The sequence below is a fragment of the Schumannella sp. 10F1B-5-1 genome, assembly GCF_006517535.1.
Lineage (GTDB): Bacteria > Actinomycetota > Actinomycetes > Actinomycetales > Microbacteriaceae > Schumannella.
The window spans coordinates 1-209 of the sequence record NZ_VHQH01000089.1; the positions used below are offsets into that span (position 1 = coordinate 1).

1 protein-coding gene is annotated in these 209 nt (G+C 73.7%); it reads right to left on the reverse strand.

Annotation, left to right across the window (positions count from 1 at the left end):
* Positions 1-209: hypothetical protein (locus FJ658_RS16285; RefSeq protein ID WP_181408489.1), on the reverse strand; the 209-nt coding region annotated here is incomplete at both ends.

Sequence of the window (209 nt, forward strand, 5' to 3'; positions counted from 1 at the left end):
AACGGACCCGCGCCCCAGCGGTCGAGGCCCTCGCCCGTGCGCACCTTGGTGATGTGCAGCCCGGCGACGTCGAAGCGGTTGGTGATGGTGACGTCCGCGGTGCCGCCGTCGGTGACCGTGGGAACCGTGCCGATCGTCGTCGCCGTCGCAGCGCCGGCCTCGGGCTCGGTGACGACGCAGGACGCGCCCGCGATGAGCCCCGTGACGGT